This window comes from Flavobacterium sp. 3HN19-14 (genome assembly GCF_051373205.1).
Lineage (GTDB): Bacteria > Bacteroidota > Bacteroidia > Flavobacteriales > Flavobacteriaceae > Flavobacterium.
In genome coordinates, this window is sequence record NZ_JBPPZT010000001.1 from 1,158,074 (window position 1) to 1,173,955 (window position 15,882).

The 15,882-nt window shown below is 40.7% G+C and carries 8 protein-coding genes, 2 tRNA genes and 5 pseudogenes; 5 read left to right on the top strand and 10 right to left on the bottom strand.

The window, feature by feature from the left end; genetic code table 11:
* Positions 1-24: 24 nt before the first annotated feature.
* Together ACSLFW_RS06060 and sppA are read right to left on the bottom strand one after the other, a co-directional pair.
* Positions 25-2,649 (bottom strand): annotated as a pseudogene (locus tag ACSLFW_RS06060) (AsmA family protein).
* A 108-nt stretch (positions 2,650-2,757) separates the two neighbouring features.
* A complete protein-coding gene (gene sppA, locus ACSLFW_RS06065; RefSeq protein ID WP_436555038.1) occupies positions 2,758-4,527 on the bottom strand; it encodes a signal peptide peptidase SppA in 1,770 nt (589 codons plus the stop codon).
* A 135-nt stretch (positions 4,528-4,662) separates the two neighbouring features.
* Here sppA and folK point away from each other — a divergent pair.
* Positions 4,663-5,789: pseudogene (folK, locus tag ACSLFW_RS06070) on the top strand (2-amino-4-hydroxy-6-hydroxymethyldihydropteridine diphosphokinase).
* A 1-nt stretch (position 5,790) separates the two neighbouring features.
* Here the strand turns inward: folK and ACSLFW_RS06075 are convergent.
* The 5 genes and pseudogenes from ACSLFW_RS06075 to ACSLFW_RS06095 all read right to left on the bottom strand — a co-directional run bounded on the left by ACSLFW_RS06075 (position 5,791) and on the right by ACSLFW_RS06095 (position 9,111).
* A complete protein-coding gene (locus ACSLFW_RS06075; RefSeq protein WP_436557387.1) occupies positions 5,791-6,132 on the bottom strand; it encodes a T9SS type B sorting domain-containing protein in 342 nt (113 codons plus the stop codon).
* A 351-nt stretch (positions 6,133-6,483) separates the two neighbouring features.
* Positions 6,484-6,834, bottom strand: a pseudogene (locus tag ACSLFW_RS06080) (T9SS type B sorting domain-containing protein); the annotation flags it as partial.
* A 55-nt stretch (positions 6,835-6,889) separates the two neighbouring features.
* Positions 6,890-7,942 (bottom strand): C-type lectin domain-containing protein, encoded by a 1,053-nt coding sequence (locus ACSLFW_RS06085; protein WP_436555039.1) that lies wholly within the window; start codon positions 7,940-7,942, stop codon positions 6,890-6,892.
* A 59-nt stretch (positions 7,943-8,001) separates the two neighbouring features.
* Positions 8,002-8,533 (bottom strand): annotated as a pseudogene (locus ACSLFW_RS06090) (RNA methyltransferase).
* Between the two features lie 77 nt (positions 8,534-8,610).
* Complete coding sequence (locus ACSLFW_RS06095) at positions 8,611-9,111, bottom strand: DUF1573 domain-containing protein (protein WP_436555040.1); 501 nt, start codon at positions 9,109-9,111, stop codon at positions 8,611-8,613.
* A gap of 162 nt (positions 9,112-9,273) precedes the next feature.
* On the opposite strand from ACSLFW_RS06095, the pseudogene mutS reads away from it, so the two are divergent.
* The 4 genes and pseudogenes from mutS (at position 9,274) to ACSLFW_RS06115 (ending at position 12,723) form a co-directional block, all read left to right on the top strand.
* Positions 9,274-11,879, top strand: a pseudogene (mutS, locus tag ACSLFW_RS06100) (DNA mismatch repair protein MutS).
* 225 nt (positions 11,880-12,104) lie between these two features.
* Positions 12,105-12,177, top strand: a tRNA-Gly gene (locus ACSLFW_RS06105).
* An 8-nt stretch (positions 12,178-12,185) separates the two neighbouring features.
* Positions 12,186-12,271 (top strand) — tRNA-Leu (locus ACSLFW_RS06110).
* 101 nt (positions 12,272-12,372) lie between these two features.
* Positions 12,373-12,723 (top strand): DUF1508 domain-containing protein, encoded by a 351-nt coding sequence (locus ACSLFW_RS06115; protein WP_436555041.1) that lies wholly within the window; start codon positions 12,373-12,375, stop codon positions 12,721-12,723.
* Positions 12,724-12,781: 58 nt separating this feature from the next.
* On the opposite strand, the gene ACSLFW_RS06120 is transcribed toward ACSLFW_RS06115, so the two are convergent.
* The 3 genes from ACSLFW_RS06120 to ACSLFW_RS06130 all read right to left on the bottom strand — a co-directional run bounded on the left by ACSLFW_RS06120 (position 12,782) and on the right by ACSLFW_RS06130 (position 15,851).
* Positions 12,782-13,000: a hypothetical protein gene (locus tag ACSLFW_RS06120; protein ID WP_436555042.1), complete on the bottom strand. Its 219-nt coding sequence runs from the start codon at positions 12,998-13,000 to the stop codon at positions 12,782-12,784.
* 215 nt (positions 13,001-13,215) lie between these two features.
* Positions 13,216-15,354, bottom strand: a complete 2,139-nt coding sequence (locus ACSLFW_RS06125) for a S46 family peptidase (RefSeq protein WP_436555043.1) — start codon at positions 15,352-15,354, stop codon at positions 13,216-13,218.
* A gap of 98 nt (positions 15,355-15,452) precedes the next feature.
* Positions 15,453-15,851, bottom strand: coding sequence for a GNAT family N-acetyltransferase (locus tag ACSLFW_RS06130; RefSeq protein WP_436555044.1), 399 nt, complete (start codon positions 15,849-15,851; stop codon positions 15,453-15,455).
* Positions 15,852-15,882: the final 31 nt, after the last annotated feature.

Consider the following 15,882-nt stretch of genomic DNA (forward strand, 5'->3'; position numbering starts at 1 on the left):
ATCAGCCGGTTTTTTTGTTTCAGATTATTCTTTCTTAGTTTCTTCCTTTTTCTTCTTTTTGCTGAAAAGCCCGTTAATCAGGTCAGTAGCTTTGGTTTTCACTTCCTCTTTTGTATTCTGTGTGGCCGGAGTTGCCGTTTTTGTGGTATCTTTTTTAGTATTGCCGTTAATCAGATTGCCAAGTGCAGAAGTGCCTTGCTTGATCAGTTTGTCCTTTTGTTGTTTTACCAGATTGTTGACCAAAGTTGTCGTTGCCGCTTTCAAATCGGTAGTGACTTTAGGGTTTTTGAAATTTCCGGTAAGCACGGCGTTAATAGGAATGTTGTCAAGTTTTGCTGCATCCGAAGGCGATAATTTCGCAATTAGCGCGTTGGCTTCCGTTCCTAAGTATTTTGCCGGAACATCCAGTTTTACATTATAATTCATCGTCTGGTCAAAACTGTGCGAACCGCCAACATTCACCTTAATATCCTGATATTTGATGTCGAAAGGTTTTACGGTTACTTTTCCGTCCTTAAACGCCAATTGCGCTTTTAGGTCGTTCAGGTTCATTTTTTTGAGGTCGATGAATTTCAGGTTGCTCGTCAAAGCCGTCAATAAATCAGAATTGCTGGCATTAACTGTTGTCGAAAGCAACTGCCCGAACAAATCGCCGTTAAGTGATTTTAAATCCGGCGTCATTTCTTTCGCATCGAGATTTCCGTTTAATTTGATGGTGGAATTCAGTTTCCCGTTCACGACACCGGCAATTGGCGCGATACTTTTCATCATGTCTAACTGCGTAAATGTCTGCTGAATATCCACTTGCTTCAAATCGAGTTTCATATCGAAAACCGGCGTTTTTGCTTTTGTCGAAACCGAACCGTTGGCACCAATTTGTCCGCCGAAAATCGAAGTTTTAATATTTTCCAAAGTCACTTTCTGGTCTTTGATGACGACTTTTCCAGTCACATCTTTGAGCGTTAAATCGTCGTATAAAACCGTATTGATTTTCGCTGAAAGTGTACAATCCAAAAATGACGGCACTTTAATCGCTTCTTTATTGGCAGTAGTTTTCGTCGCGGTTTTTGCCTTCGCAGGTTCTTCTTCACTCATAAAATCAGCAACCGCAAACTGGTTCGACTGTAGATTAAAATTTCCTTTCAGTTCCTGCTTTTGAACATAAATCCGTAGAAATTATCCAAAGTTCCCGTAACATTCAAATCGGTTTTTCCCGTAGAAGCGCTGAATTGTTGTAAATTCACGCGGCTTGGATTAAACGCTACTTTCGCCGTGCTGATGTTGAGCGCTTTTCCTTTATCATCTACATATCTGAAGTTCGAAAGTGTAATATTCCCTTCGTTTTTTATATTTTGATATTGACTTGTCTCCACCGATTTCATATCAAAATTCGTTTTCACATCGGCATTTAAAATCCCCGAAAGCGGTTTCTCTAATTTAATCGGGTAGGCTTTTGAAAGATTGGCCAAATTCACAGTTCCTTTCAAAGCCGCATCCACCAAAGGATTTACAGTAATGTTTTTGATATTCGCTTTTGCATCAAAAACATCCTGGTCAATCCTGAAAGACAATTTATCAAGATTCACATAAGTGTCGTTCAAAATGCCGGAATCGTTGATGATTTTGGTATCGATGACAATATTCTGCACTGATTTCGGTAAGTTCGGATATTGGAACGACGCATTATTCGACGCAATCGCAATGTTGAATTTCGGAACAGTCGTATCAGAATAAATACCTTTTGCAAATCCGTTCACGGTAAACGCTCCGGTCGTTTTTACATTTTCAAGACTTCCGGAATAGGCAGACGGAATCAAACCCAGAAAATTCTGGAAACTCGAAGTCGGCGTCTGGAAAGTCAGGTCGAACTGCTGTCCGTTTTCAAGCATTTGCAATGAACCGTCAAATTTCAATGGCAATTTGTTAATCAGCAAAGTGTTCTTTTTGAAAGTGTAAATTTGCTTGTCAAGGTCAAGTGCCATTACCGCATCAAGATTCAATTTTACATTATTTAAGTAATTGACTTTGTCCATGTCAAGCGAAACATTGGCCGTGGTTTTGGTCGTCAGATCGAGTTTTGAAGCTTGAAAATTCCCGGTTCCGTTGTGGTTCAGGCTATCGATCCGGGCTTTCATTTTCGACTTTTCATCGAAGTAACGAATCGTATAATTCTCGATTTTATATGCCTTTACTTTCAGCGAAAGCGGGTCACTTTTGCCATCGTCTTTCTTTTCATCCTTGTCTTTTATGGCGATGTCAAAATTACCGACGCCGTCTTTATTGAAGATGATATTAACGAGTCCGTCTTTTGTCGAAAACGAATCGATGCTCATCTGTTCGTCTTTTCCTTTGAATAATTCCTTAATCGACATCTGTAAATTCACTTCGCCAATCGAAACCAACGTATCGCCTTCAAACGGCGCTTTGTTGATGATCACGAGTTTTTCAACGGTCACATTTGCTTGAGGAAAGCTTTTGAAAAGACTCAAATCGGCATCAGCAAAACTCACTTTTGCATCAACATTCTCATTGATGGCCGCAGCAATCTTGGCTTTTATCTGGTCTTTGAACAAATACGGAGTTGCCGCCAAAGCGATAATCAGCACCAATAAAACAATGCCGGTTCGATTTTAAAATCTTCTTGAACATAATTAAGGATTTTTGTAGCCGCTAATTTACAAATTGAAAGCCAACTTGCACAAATAATGTGGTAAGTTGGCTTAAAAATAACTTTTTTAAATCGTTGGTTATATTTGACTATTTTATAAAAATCTCACAGTCCATTCTGGCTTGAACGCCTTTTTCAGCAGTGGTCATTTTTTTGAGTTTTTCCCAAACTTCAAAATTTTCTGCGCCAATTTCTTCTTTAATCAAGCTTGCTTTTGATTGCGCGAATGGAAATCCGCCAAACATTTCACCAAGTGTTTTCTCATATTCAGGAAAATTGACGGTTTTATATTTGTCGATTTTCGCCAATTTTGCAGCGGCTTTCAACGCATCATCCATATTTCCGATTTTATCAACCAGTCCGATTTTAATCGCTTCAGAGCCTGACCATACGCGGCCTTGCCCAATAGCATCGACCTGCTCGAAAGTCATTTTTCTTCCGGTTGCAACGCGAGTGACAAAAGTACCGTAAATGTGTTCAACACTTTCCTGAACAACGGCGCGCACTTTCGGATCTAACGGGCGAAACGGACTATATGCTGCCGCATTTTCATTAGTGCTCACGACTTCAGTATTGATGCCGATTTTATGGCTTAGTTCGGTGAAATTCGGCAACATACCAAATACACCAATCGATCCGGTAATTGTGTTTTCTTCGGCGAAAATTTGATTGGCATTACAAGCGATATAATAGCCGCCCGAAGCTGCGAGATTTCCCATTGAAACCACAACGGGCTTGACTTTTTTCGTCAATTCGATTTCTCTCCAGATCAAATCTGAAGTGAGGGCACTGCCACCCGGACTATCGATACGTAAGACAATCGCTTTTACATCGTCGTCTTCACGCGCTTCTTTGAGCGAACGTCGCATCGAACCTTCGCCAATATAACTCACATCGCCTTCGCCGCTTTTAATTTCGCCCTGTGCATAAATCACTGCAATCCTGTTGGAAGTGCCGGCACTTTTGGGCGAATTGGCAACTTTTTGGGCATAATCGGAAATGGAAACAAAAGTATAATCATCGTCTTTGTCGACTTTCAGTGCTTTTTTGATGGCGGCGTGGTATTCGTCTTCGTAAGCGATTTTGTCAATCAGGTGTTGCGATTTTGCCATTTCGGGCGTTCTGGCTAAAAGTCCGTTTGCAATTTCGTTGAGTTTGGCAACCGGAATGTTGCGGCTTTTTGAAATGTCGTTCAGGACAGAATTCCACACCGAATTCAACAACGCCGAAACCTGTTCGCGATTGGCGTCGCTCATTTTATTTTCAAGGAAAGGCTCGACGGCACTTTTGTATTTTCCGTGGCGGATGATTTCCATTTTTACGCCTGATTTGTCTTGTAAATCCTTGAAGAACATTAATTCTGTCGACAGCCCTTTGAATTCCATTTCTCCGACCGGATTCAGGTAAATTGTATCGGCTACAGAAGCCATATAATATTCTTTCTGGGAATACATATCGGCATAAGCCACTATAAATTTGCCCGATTTTTTAAAATCTGCGAGTGCAGCACGAAGCTCGGTTGCCTGTGCCATTCCTATAGATGAGCTGTTGTTGAGTATTGAAATCCCTTTGATTTTGTCGTCTGTCTTGGCTTCCTTGATTGCAGTAAGCACGTCTGAAACGCCAATGTTGTTGCCTTCAGAGAATAGTGTCACCCACGGATCTGAATATTTTCCGCCGTAATCATTGGTGATCTTTTTCATGTCGAATTCGATTACCGAATTGTCTTTTACAACGACTTTACTGCTTGAATCGCCGCTGCTGAAAATCGCGCTGATCAATACGAATCCGCCAAAAAAGAGCATGAAGAATATGAATAATCCGACGATAGTCGCTAAAACATTTCCTAAAAATTTCATAGTTTATTTTTTATGTATGAGTCTTATTGTAGGCTAATTTGTTACAATTCAACGCCTGAAATCAAGCCCGATAAATTTATCAACAGCTGGCGCAAATATAGGGCTATTCTGAAATTCTTTTGCTTAATTTGTAAAATGCAGCATCAGGTAATTTTATCAATCGGAAGCAATCAGGGCGACAGGTCGGCCGCCATAGAAAAGGCAATCGATTGGCTTCACAGGCAGGTTGGTACGGTCGTTAAAATATCCGGAATTTACGAAACGCCTTCGTGGGGATTTGAAAGTGACGCTTTTACAATTGCGCGGTTTTGTTGCATACACACAAGACGCCTGCGAAGATTTTATCCGAAATTCTCAAAATAGAAAAAAGTCTCGGCCGCGTCAGGGCCGCGCAATCAGGTTATGAAGCGCGTGTAATTGATATCGATATTATTGATTTTGATGGCACTTCCGTGAAGACTTCGAACTTGCAAATTCCACATTCGCAGATGGAGCACCGGCTTTTTGTGCTGGTTCCTTTGAAAGATGTAAAACCTGATTTCATTCATCCGCATTCGAAAAAAAGTATCAGTGAACTAATCCGCGAAAGCGCTGACAAAAGCAATTGTAAATTGTTGCGGCAACTGAAATCACCATTGGCCAGTCTGCCTTTGGAACAATTCAACTATATCGCAATTGAAGGGAATATTGGCGCCGGAAAAACAACACTCGCCACGAAAATAGCTGACGATTTCAATGCAAAAAGTATTTTCGAAAGATTTGCAGATAATCCGTTTTTGCCAAAATTTTACAAAGACCAATCGCGTTATGCGTTTCCATTAGAAATGTCTTTCCTTGCAGATCGTTACCAGCAATTGTCTGATGATTTGGCGCAATTTGATCTTTTTAAGGATTTTGTCGTGGCCGATTACCATATTTTTAAGTCACTTATTTTTGCGAAAGTTACGCTGACGGATGATGAATACCGATTGTACCGTAAGCTTTTTGAAATCATCTACAAGGAAATGCCGAAACCGGATTTGTACATTTACCTTTATCAGAATACCGAAAGGCTATTGCAGAATATCAAGCGCCGCGGCCGCAGTTATGAGCAGGAAATTCCGGCGGAATATCTCGATAAAATCAATCGCGGATATTTGGATTATATCAAATCACAGACAGGCCTCAATGTTTTGGTGATTGATGTTTCGGATAAGGATTTTGTGAAAAAGCAGGAAGATTATGTTTATATTTTGGACCAAATCCGCGATAAAATGCAATAAATTATCGAATTAAACTGAAATGTCCACGGATTTCTGGCGACGTATCATCCAATTTAAAGACGAACCAATAATCTGACGAAGGCAATGGATGTCCGTTATAAGTGCCATTCCAGTTCAGGTTGTGCTTGCTGATTTCACAAAGTAATTTCCCGAAACGATCAAAAATAGCAACGTGTGCTTTCGGATAATTGATGATGCCGCGAATCGTCCAGGTTTCATTGTAGCCATCTCCATTCGGCGTAAAGAATGTCGGGATTAAATAAATCATAAAATCCTTTTGATCTGCGCCGCAAAAATCAGCTTGACGCACATAAGCGGTATAAGCACCGGCATTATCAACCATAAATTCATTTGACGATTGATAGTTAACACCGTCAATCGAGTATTCAAAATTTCCTGTATTGGAGGTGAGAATCGTGATGTGTGCTCCCGAAATTTGTATTTCACTTATCACAGGGACATCTACATCGGTAACGGTGAAAGTTTTGGTGCTTGAGCAACTTTCGGGCGCCGGACTTGTAACTTCAACGGTATATGTGCCGGGGTTTAAAACCGTAATTTGTTTTGATGTTTCGCCTGTAGCCGGCCAAAAATACGTTACATTGTCGATGCCAGCGTTTAAAGTAATATTACTGCCCTCACATTTAGTCAGTGTTTCATCGGTTACAATTGGTCTTTTATAAACGGTAATTGTCACCGGAATCCTTGAAACAGTAGTGCATCCGGAGTTTGATCCCTGTAAATAAAAAGTTGTAGTTTCGGTTAGGGAAGGGGTAACGAAATTTGTGCCGGTGCCTACAATTTGCCCACCTGTAACCGCATCATACCACTCAATAGTTCCTACGTCAATAGTTGCAGAGATAGTTGCCGTGCCTTCACAAATAGGTGCTGGTTGTGTAAAATTGACAATCGGTCTTTGAATAATAGTCGCAATAACCTCGGTTCTTGTGCCTGTCGTACAACCAAGTGGATATGCATCAGCATAAAAAGAAGTAGTAGTATTAAGAAAAGGCGTTGTAAAAGTGGCTCCTGTTCCTACAAGATTTCCCCCGTCGGACTGTCATACCAATTAATGGTGCTTGTTGAAGTAGCGCCTAATTCTACAGTTCCCGGCGCACAACGCGTTTGCCCAGGCTTGCCGTTATGGATGGAATCGTAATGGTAGTACTTGTCGAAATATTTAACGTCGGGTCACCCGGAAGCCCGCCATATTCAACAATATAGCCTTTCGGTTGATAATTTCCGGTTGAGTCGCCGGTGTTGGATAAATCATTCCACGATCCTGGAATCCCCACTCCGGGTGCGGTAACGTGTGCATAATCCTCATCGCCGGCATTGTTAGGTTCGCCGCTGTTCCAAAAAGAAAAATTTGGAGAACTGCCGTTGATGCCGCCGTTCCAGAAAATCGTTCCGGCTTCAGGGCCGGTAACCCATTTCCAGACGCCTTCGGTCTCGGCATCGCTGCCACCAATCCAGCCTGCTCCGGCTGCCTGTTCGCCGGACAATTGCGCTTCATCGGCTGCTAAAATTGTTGCGAGATAGCCTTGCAATCCATAATAGGTGCTTGCTGCGGCAAGGTCTCTCGCCTGCGTCCAGGTGATTCCCAAATTGGGAACGTATTGATAATAGTGCTGTGTCGAAGGAAGATAATTGGCCTGCCCTACACTTATGGAAAAATTTCGCGAACCGCCTTCCGGTATTGCGGCGCTGTTGGAATAAACAACATCTTTGATGGCAGCAATAAAATCGGTATATAAAACTGGAATATTTGTTGGGCTTTTGAGTGTAAGCTTACCTGCAGCGAGATTCCAACTGGCTGTAATTGTGGGATGACTTCCGGTTAATGACAATAAATCCTGATTGCTTTCATAACCTGAAGATATCTGTATGTAAATGGCATCAATCGTAGTGTCGTCAGGATCTGTAATGGTCATATCGGTAACGATTTTCATCGGAATGCCCGGACAAAAGACCTGATTTCCGGTGGCTGTAAGTACCGGCGGCTGGTTGTCGAAAAATGGTTTTACAGAACAATGCGAAGGAGGAAACGACTTGTCTTTTGAGGCCGGAAAAACCGGACTGCCATAAATGGTGACAGAAGATAATAACAGCAATAAAAAAGCGGCAATAGTGTTTTGGGTAAAGGTTTTCATTGTCGTAAAGATATTGAAAAAGCAATTTTTTCAAATCATTTTAACTTTTTAAAAACCCATCAATACCTTATCTTTTTGAAGAAATCCCACACTACAATGCCCATGCTTACTGAAATGTTGAGCGAATGTTTGGTTCCGAGCTGCGGAATTTCAATACAACCGTCGCACATCGCAACAGCTTCCTGCGAAACACCGAAAACTTCATTTCCGAAAACCAGCGCATAAGTTTCATGTTTTTCGATTTCGAAATCAGGCAGGAAAATTGCATTTTCAACCTGTTCAACGGCGAAAACTTTTACCTGTTTTTGTTTTAATTCCGTGATGGCTTCCAACACCGTTTTTCTATATTCCCATGCAACGGTTTCTGTAGCGCCGAGTGCCGTTTTTATGGATTTCTTTATTTGGTGGAATCGCGGTGATGCCGCAGAGATAAATCTTCTCGATCAGAAATGCATCAGCTGTGCGGAATACAGAACCGATATTGTGTAAACTCCGGATGTCATCCAAAACAATGATCAGCCGCGTTTTTTCGGCATCTTTAAAATCGGCAATAGATTTTCTGTTCAATTCGCTGTTGTCAAGCTTTCGCATAGGTCGTTTATTAAAATACAAAAATAAAAAAAGCTCCCTGTGAACAGGAAGCTTTTTCATTTTTATAATTGAAGTAATTAGCTTTTTGTTGGAGCAGCAGCAGGAGCAGCCGGAGTTGGATCTGGCAAAACTTCACCTTTGATAGTCAATACTTTAGAAGTATTGTTGGCTGCGTTTGTAGTCAAAGTTACGTTTTTAGTAAATTTACCAACTCTGTCAGTAGCATATTTTACACCGATAACACCTTTAGCACCCGGAGCAATTGGCTCTTTTGGCCATGTTGGAACTGTACAACCACAAGATCCCTGAGCATTTGAAATTACCAGCGGCTCAGTACCATTGTTAGTGAATACGAATTCACGTTTTCCGTCAGCATTGTGCTGGATAACACCGTAATCGATAGTTTCGTTTTCGAAAATAAGACCCGCACCTGTTGCAGCCGGAGCAACTTTAGCCGGAGTTTCAACTTTAGCCGGTGATACAGATTTAGTTTTTGTAGCTTTTTTAGAAATTTCCTGAGCAAATGAAGAGTTCATTGCAAAAAGGGCTACTGCTGATAATAAAAGTATTCTTTTCATTTTTTTAATATTTTAAATTTGATATAGGCAAATCTATAAATATTATTCGCAAGCCCCGACGATTTATTCTTAAATTAAAATTAAATTTCCCATGGGCATTTATCCGCTATAAAATATTTAAATTCGCGTTTCTGTTTTTCGAATCATTTAAAATCCATCACATTGGCATCAAAAGTAAAAGAGGTTAAGGAAACCCCGTTAATGAAACAATACAACGAAATCAAGCGGAAATATCCCGATGCCTGCCTGTTGTTTCGCGTGGGCGATTTCTACGAAACTTTTGGTGAAGATGCGATTCGTGCCTCGAAAATCCTTGGAATTGTACTCACAAAACGCGGCGCAGGCTCAGAAACAGAAACTGCTTTGGCCGGATTTCCGCATCATTCCTTGAATACATATTTGCCAAAATTGGTAAAAGCCGGACTTCGCGTTGCCATCTGCGACCAGCTTGAAGATCCGAAAATGACGAAAACCATCGTGAAACGCGGTGTTACCGAATTGGTTACTCCCGGAGTTTCGATGAATGATGAGGTTTTGCAATCAAAATTGAATAATTTCCTGGCATCGGTTTATTTTGGAAAGAAGCATCTGGGCATTTCCTTTTTGGATGTTTCTACCGGCGAATTCCTTACAGCGCAAGGCAACGAAGAATATATTGATAAATTACTGCAGAATTTCAGTCCGAGTGAAATCTTGGCCCAAAACACAACCGCAATGATTTTAAGGAAGTTTTCGGTGACGATTTTCATAATTTTTACCTTGAAGACTGGGTTTACAAAGAAGATTATGCGCTTGAAACGTTGACGAATCATTTCCAGACCGTTTCCTTAAAAGGTTTTGGGATTGAAGAATTGCAGGACGGCATTATTGCATCCGGCGCGATTTTGTATTATTTATCTGAAACACAACATAATAAATTACAGCACATTACGGCCATTCAGCGAATTGCTGAAGATGCCTACGTCTGGATGGACAGGTTTACGATAAGAAATCTTGAATTGTACCACAGTTACAATCCAAATGCCGTTACGTTATTAGATGTAATCGACAGGACACTTTCTCCGATGGGAGGAAGGCTGCTCAAACGCTGGCTGGCACTTCCCTTGAAAGATATCAATAAAATTCGTGGGCGCCATGAAGTGGTTACTTACCTGAAGGAAAACCAGGACGTATTGAAAAGCATCCAACATCAAATCAAGCAGATTTCAGATTTAGAAAGATTGATTTCTAAAATCGCCACGGGAAAAGTGAGTCCGCGCGAAGTTGTGTACCTGAAAGATTCTTTAGATGCCATCATTCCAATAAAATCATTAGCGCTCGAAAGCCAACAGGAAGCCGTTAAAGTTATCGGCGACAGCCTGCACAGTTGCGATTTGCTTCGTGAAAAAATCAAGACGACCTTAAATCCGGAAGCTCCGGTTGCGATTGCAAAAGGAAATGCGATTTCGAAAGGCATTCATGCAGAGTTGGACGAATTGCGCGCGATTTCAACTTCCGGCAAAGAATTCCTTGAAGGGATTGAAAAGCGCGAATCTGAAAATACAGGTATCAGTTCACTTAAAATCTCCTTTAATAATGTCTTCGGATATTATATTGAAGTCAGAAATACGCATAAAGATAAAGTACCGGCAGAATGGATCCGCAAGCAAACTTTGGTCAACGCCGAACGTTATATCACCGAAGAATTAAAGGAATACGAAACCAAGATCCTCGGCGCCGAAGAAAAAATCTACAAACTCGAAGTCGAATTGTTCGAGCAGCTCGTCAACTGGATTGCGACTTACATCAAGCCCGTTCAGCTCAATGCGAATTTAGTGGCGCAACTCGACTGCCTTACGTCTTTCGCGCAATTAGCGATTGAAAACAAATATGTCTGTCCGGTTCTCGATGAGACTTTTGAACTCGAAATCACCAACGGACGCCATCCCGTAATTGAAAAACAACTGCCTGTCGGCGTACCATACATCGCCAATGACGTTTTCCTTGACAGGGAATCGCAGCAGATTATTATGATCACAGGTCCGAATATGTCGGGTAAATCTGCGATCTTGAGGCAAACGGCATTGATTGTACTGTTGTCGCAAATGGGCAGTTTTGTTCCGGCAGACAATGTAAGGATGGGTGTTGTCGATAAGATTTTTACACGTGTTGGAGCCTCAGATAACATTTCGATGGGTGAATCTACATTCATGGTCGAAATGAACGAAACAGCATCTATCCTGAATAATATTTCGAACAGAAGTTTGGTGTTATTGGACGAAATTGGTCGCGGCACAAGCACTTATGACGGCATTTCAATCGCCTGGGCCATCGCAGAATTTCTGCATGAACATCCGGCGCAGCCGAAAACGCTTTTTGCGACGCATTACCACGAACTCAATGAAATGAGCGAATTGTTGCCGCGCATCCAGAATTATAATGTCTCGGTGAAAGAATTAAAAGACACGGTGCTTTTCATCCGTAAATTAGTAAAAGGCGGAAGCGCACACAGTTTCGGAATCCATGTGGCAAAAATGGCCGGCATGCCGCAAACCGTAATTGCCAAGGCGCAGAAGCTTTTGAAGAAACTCGAAAAAGATCATTCAGGCGAAACCTTACATGGCATAAAATCAGCAAAAGATGAAATGCAGCTCAGTATTTTCAATCTTGATGACCCGCTTTTAGAAGAAATAAAAGATGAAATATTGGGTCTCGACATCAATACGCTTACGCCGGTGGAAGCTTTAATGAAGCTCAATGAAATAAAGAGAATGCTTGTGAAAAAATAGCAAATGACAATTGACAAATTCCAAATCTCGCTTTTTGTAATTTGAAACATTGGAGTTTATTTGTTTTTTGGAATTTGTTTTTTTGGAATTTACTATTATCATTTCGTTATCAGAAAGTTACATTTTTAAGTTGAAATTTTTCAAAAAAAGGCTTGTGTAATTGAATAAATGTATTAAATTTGCCTCCGCAATACCGCACAAGTATTGATGTTCTTTTAAAATAATGCGAAAATAGCTCAGTTGGTAGAGCGCGACCTTGCCAAGGTCGAGGTCGCGGGTTCGAGCCCCGTTTTTCGCTCTTATCCAGCTCGGATGGTGAAATTGGTAGACACGCTGGACTTAAAATCCAGTGAACAGTAATGTTCGTGCGGGTTCAAGTCCCGCTCTGAGTACAAAAAGCTTCAAACATTGTTTGGAGCTTTTTTGTTTTATACAAGTTCCGATTGATACGTATCATTTGGAATTTGTTATTTATAATTTGAAATTTAAAAACATGGGTGCCTTCGTCATCAGCAAAAGATTCAATGATGAATATAAATTTGTCTTCACTTCGCGCAAGGGCAAAGCTATATTTACAAGCAACAGCTACGAATTAAAATTCGAATGTGAAGAAGCGGTTGAAGTCTTTAAACAAAATATCGACAAAAGTGTTTTTGTAAAACACAAAACCGCGAAAGGACAATATTTTTTTAAGCTGATGATGAATGATGTTTTGTTTGCTGTAAGTAGAAAATATACTACAGAATTAAGGCTGCAGAAAGGTATAAATGAGATTGTGCTGTATGCTGTAAAATCTGAAACCCTGGACTTTTCAGAAAGCGATTCCATTTTTCAACAGCCGTAAATTTTAAGCATAAAAAAAGCTCCGCGAGCGGAGCTTGATTTTTTCATACTTGCTAAAATTACTTAGCTGGAGCAGCTGGAGCAGCCTCAGTTGTAGTAGTTGTAGTTGTAGTAGCAGTAGTGTCAGTAGTTGCAGGAGCAGCTTCTGGAGCTGGAGTTTCAGCTGGAGCAACAGTTTCAGTTGTTGTTTCTTCAGTTGTTGTCTCAGCAGCTTTTTCTTTACAAGATACTACAGTTAATGTAGCGATAACAGCTAAACTTAAAAATACTTTTTTCATCTTACTTAATTATAAAAGGTTAATTATTAATTCGAGGCAAAGATATAAATTTTTTAATATGTAAAATTATTTTTCAATTTTTTTTTCAAAAAAAATAAACTTTGCAACGCTAAATCATTTTACAAGTACCGTGCCAAAAAATCAATTTTCAGAAATAAAATTAACTTTTTTTACGAAAACGTTCGTAGTCAGCAAACATTCTCAATTTCAGCTTTTTATTTCCTTTTTGGGTGTACTAACTTTAACTCATCAATCAGATTTTTCGCACCTGCAAATTTATCCATGATGAAAAGTACATACCTGATATCGACCATAACGTTCCTGCAAATCGCCGGATCGTAATAAATATCACTCATTGTCCCTTCCCAGACACGGTCAAAATTCAGGCCAATTAAATTGCCTTTTGCATCAATCGCGGGACTTCCGGAATTGCCGCCCGTCGTGTGATTCGTCCCGATGAAACAAACCGGCATTTTGCCTTTTTCTCCATATTGGCCATAGTCCTTATTATTGTAAAGGTCAATCAGCTTCTTCGGAACATCAAATTCATAATCGCCCGGAATGTATTTTTCCATCGCGCCATCAAGATAAGTCATCGAAGTGAAAACCGTCGCGTCACGCGGCTCATAACCTTTCACCTTCCCGTAAGTCACACGCAAAGTGCTGTTGGCATCCGGAAATAAACGCGAATCTTTATTCAATTCGAGCTGCGCTTTCATATAAGTGCGCTGCAAAGCCGTGATTTTTAAATTGAGTTCGTCATATTTAGGCGCTACATTTTTGAAATAGGCATCGGCGATGTCTTTTACCAATTTAAAAGCCGCGTCGTTGTTGAGATTTGCCAGAACGGTTTTGCTGTCACCGGATAATAATTCCTTTAATCCTGTGTAATTCGAAGCTTTTGATTGATACACTTCAGCAGCTAATTTCTTCGCATTGGCATTCTGAAGACTCGCAGGTAAGAATTGTTTCGGAGATTTGGTGATATACAAATCTATCAGTTGTTCAAAAACCTTTTCGTCGACTTCTTTATTGAATTCCTTGTAAAAATCGCCTAAACCATCAGACAAATTCTGCTTCCTGTCATTGAATGCCTGCTCGCCTTTTGTATTGAGAATCTGCTCTAATTGGTATAGTTTATAGGTCGTTGACAATAGTTCGGTGTTGCGCAAAACCACTTCCGTGAAATATTCTCTGGCAACCGCATAAGGCGCAATTTCGGTATAATTTTTTTCGAAATCAGAAAGCAAATTTCCATATTCAGCCTGTTTTCCCGCTTTATTGATTTTTTCCTGAAATGCTGCTTCCTGCTTGCGCTTGATGGCAATGGCATTCGATTTTTTCAATCCCTGCGATTCACCGATCCATTTTTTCCAGTAATTGGCAACACTCGCGTATTTCGAGGCATATTGGATTTTTACCGCATTGTCTTTTCGCATGAAACCGTCTTCTACTTTTAAAGCGCGGTCGCGTATTTCAATTTTCGCCGGATTCAATTCATTCACAATCTGTGCAATCGCAACCGCCGGAAGGTATTCTGTCGTTCTTCCCGGATAACCGAAAACCATCGTAAAATCGTCGTCCTTTACGCCATCGAGCGAAACCGGCAAAAAGGTCTTCGGCACATACGGCACATTGTCTTTGGAATAATTCGCCGGACGATTGTTCTTATCTGCATAAATCCGGAACAACGAAAAATCGCCCGTATGGCGCGGCCAAACCCAGTTGTCGGTATCTGAACCGAATTTTCCGATGGATGACGGCGGCGCGCCTACCAAACGGATATCCTTGTAAGTTTCTGTCACGAAAAGCATGTATTGGTTGCCTTCGTAAAAAGTACGGATCTTATTCTCCTGCCAGCTTTCTTTCGGAAATGAAGCCGACAAAGCCGTAATGTTTTCCTGGATTTTCGCCTGCTTGTCTTTTTCAGAAGGCAATGCATCAACGCCTGAAAGCACTTGTTTCGTTACATCTTCAATCTTTACGATGAAAGTCACGACCATGCCTTCATTCGGCAATTCGTCTTCCATTTTGTAAGCCCAAAAACCGTCTGTCAGATAATCGTGTTCGACAGAAGAATGGTTCTGGATAGCGTCAAATCCGCAATGGTGATTGGTCAAAAGCAGGCCTTTCGGCGAAATGACTTCAGATGTGCAACCGCCGTTGAATTGCGGCACCGCATCTTTCAAACTCGATTTATTGACGTCGTAAATATCGGAAGCCGACATTTTCATGCCGAGTGATTTCATTTCCTTTTCGTTCATGCCGTTCAACAACGACGGGATCCACATGCCGCCTTGCTGCGCCTGGGCTGAAACGATAAATAATAAGAGCAGTAATTTTAGGTTTTTCATATTATAAATTTTAACTCAAACATTGACTTTAATTTCGAACCATTAAGGCAATAAGTTTATTAAGAACAAAAACCTTAATATCTTAATGGTTTATTTTTTTAAATTATCACTTTATATTTCATGATATTGCGGTTGTGAAGCTCAAAACCGGCCGCAAGATAAAGCATTTGTGCGTCTGAATTGTGTGGTTCAACTTCGAGATAAAGCAATTTTAACGATAATTTGGCGGCTTCATCTTTGATAAATTGCATTGCTTTTTTGCCGATTCCTTTTCCGCGGGAAGCTTCGGTTAAATACAATTCGTCGATGAAAGCAATTTTCCCGCCGTATTCAAAATTGAATAAAAAGGTCAGGATTGTATAGCCGACGATTTTTTCTGCTTCGTAAATCAACCACGACTTTCCGAGGTTTTCGTTCGAAATAAATTCCTCAAAAAGGCGTTTCGATTTTTCCGGATCAATCGGATAACCGTCAATTGCATAAAAATCCTGCATCATTTTCACGATGTTCCGGAATGTCGGTATTTTC

Excerpts from the sequence above, each read along its gene's own strand:
- sppA (WP_436555038.1), bottom strand. The coding sequence starts at position 4,527 with ATGAAATTTTTAGGAAATGTTTTAGCGACTATCGTCGGATTATTCATA.
- ACSLFW_RS06075 (WP_436557387.1), bottom strand. The coding sequence starts at position 6,132 with ATGGTTGATAATGCCGGTGCTTATACCGCTTATGTGCGTCAAGCTGAT.
- ACSLFW_RS06085 (WP_436555039.1), bottom strand. The coding sequence starts at position 7,942 with ATGAAAACCTTTACCCAAAACACTATTGCCGCTTTTTTATTGCTGTTA.
- ACSLFW_RS06095 (WP_436555040.1), bottom strand. The coding sequence starts at position 9,111 with ATGAAAAGAATACTTTTATTATCAGCAGTAGCCCTTTTTGCAATGAAC.
- ACSLFW_RS06115 (WP_436555041.1), top strand. The coding sequence starts at position 12,373 with ATGGGTGCCTTCGTCATCAGCAAAAGATTCAATGATGAATATAAATTT.
- ACSLFW_RS06120 (WP_436555042.1), bottom strand. The coding sequence starts at position 13,000 with ATGAAAAAAGTATTTTTAAGTTTAGCTGTTATCGCTACATTAACTGTA.
- ACSLFW_RS06125 (WP_436555043.1), bottom strand. The coding sequence starts at position 15,354 with ATGAAAAACCTAAAATTACTGCTCTTATTATTTATCGTTTCAGCCCAG.
- ACSLFW_RS06130 (WP_436555044.1), bottom strand. The coding sequence starts at position 15,851 with ATGATGCAGGATTTTTATGCAATTGACGGTTATCCGATTGATCCGGAA.